This is a genomic window from Streptomyces alkaliphilus, assembly GCF_014141535.1.
GTDB classification, from domain to species: Bacteria; Actinomycetota; Actinomycetes; order Streptomycetales; family Streptomycetaceae; genus Streptomyces; species Streptomyces alkaliphilus.
The window spans coordinates 1-1,915 of sequence record NZ_VKHT01000950.1 but is presented as its reverse complement, the minus strand read 5'-3'; the positions used below and the strand labels follow the sequence as shown (position 1 = coordinate 1,915).

The following is a 1,915-nucleotide window of genomic DNA, read 5'->3' as shown; positions in this document are numbered from 1 at the left end:
GAGGTGGGGTCGGTGGTGTCCCACAGCCGTACGGTGCCCGCTGTCGCCAGTTCTCCGGCCGGGACCTCGCGTTCGGTGGGGGCCACGGCCGCGAGGAGGCGTCCGTCCCCGCTGAGGGCGACGGGTCCCGGGCCGGTGCCCGGCAGCCGCGCCAGCTCGCCGGTCCCGGCAGTGCTCCACAGCACGACATCGCCGTCGGCGTTCATGGCGAGCATGGATCCGTCCGCGGGCACGTCCAGGTCCGCCACGACCGCGGCGTGGTGGTATGTCCCGGGCGTCTCGTGCGCGGCCAGCAGCGGACCGAAGCCCACCTCGGGGTCCAATCGGTAGGCGATCAGGCCGAGTTGTCGGGACAGGCCGGACCGGGAGTCGCGTAGCCGGGCGGCGTCGGCGGCGACGAGGCGGGCCATGGCCTCGGCACGGTGGGCCTCGGCGGCATCCCTCTCGGCGACGGCTTCCCGCTGGTAGACGATGGCCGTGACCCCGGCGGCGGCGACCAGCAGCGCCAGTACCACGAGGACGGAGAGGACGGCCGTGCGGGCCCGCCGACGACGCCGCTCATGGCGCCAGGAGTGGCGCAGGAACGTGGTCAGCCTGGGGTCCGGGTCGGTGGCGGGGGCCGCGCCGGGCTGTCCGGTGGCCGTGGTCAGCCCGGCGCGCTCGGCGCTTTCCCGGGCAGCGGCCAGCCGCACCCCTCGGTACAGCAGCGACGGCTCGCGCCCCGAGGCCCACCACTCGTCGGCGTCGGCGGCGATCGGACGCCGGACCCGCAGCCATTCCCGGTCGGCGTCGATCCACTCGCGCAGCGTGGGCCAGGCGCGCAACAGCGCGTCGTGGCTGATCCGGACGGTCCGGTTGTCCACGGTCACCAGCCGGGCGTCCACCAGTCGTCGCAGCGCTTCCGCTCCGGCTGCGGGGTTCGGCAGGCCCTCCAGCAGGGCCTGGCGGTCGGCCGCGCGGCCGGTGTCCGCGGTCTCGCTGTCGATGCGCACCAGGCGCGTGAGCAACAGCCGGGCGGCGGCCCGGCCCGCCGCGTCCAGCTCCTCGTACACCTCCTCGGCTGTTTGGGCGATGGCGCTGCCGATGCCTCCGACGGCCCGATATCCGGCGAATGTCAGCCGCCCGCCGCTGCGCCGCCGCCAGGTGGCCCACAGGGCGTGGGAGAGCAGCGGCAGCACGCCGGCGGACCCGCGGTTTTGGTCCACGGCGCCCAACTCGGTGAGGAGCAGGTCGGCCAGTCCGTCCTCCAGGACGAGGCCGGCCTCCGCCGCAGGGCGTTCGATCGCGGCGCGCAGCTCCTCACGGCTCAGCGGTCCGGCCAGGACCTGATGGTCGCGCAGCACCGCGGCGAGGTCGGGCAGGGCCTGGGCGTGCGGATAGAAGTCGGAACGCAGCGCGAGTACCACGAGGGCGCCTGCCTCGGCGGCGGCCCGCAGGGCGCGCACAAAGGCCTCTCGTTCGCGGGCGGACGGGCAGGCGGTGAAAAGTTCCTCCAACTGGTCCACGATCAGGAGCGGCCCGATGGGTCCGGCGTCCTCGGCTCTCGTCCCCGCCATCAGTCGGGCGAGGGCCTCGGGCCGCTCGGTCAACTCCTCGCCGCTCGGCGGCCGGTCCGGGCTGATCCGGGCCGCCAGGGTGTGCAGCGGGTGCTCCCCGGGGGTGAGCAGGATGGTGGGGGCGTGCGCGGCGCCGGGAAGCTCCTCGGGGGCCGCGCGGCGCAGGGCGGGCAGCAGCCCGGCGCGCAGCAGGGATGTCTTGCCGGAACCCGAGGGCCCGACGACGATCAGCGGAGAGGAGGGGGACGCGGTGGCGCGGGTGCAGGCGTCCAGGAGGTCCGCGACCAGCCGCTCACGGCCGTGATAGAAACCGGCGTCGTCGACGGTGAAGGGTTCCAGGCCCGGGTACGGGCAGGGGC

Annotated in this window: 1 protein-coding gene; it reads right to left on the bottom strand. The window is 75.4% G+C overall.

What is annotated here, in order from left to right:
- Positions 1-1,915: nSTAND1 domain-containing NTPase (locus FNQ90_RS21395; protein ID WP_456115106.1), on the bottom strand; the 1,915-nt coding region annotated here is incomplete at both ends.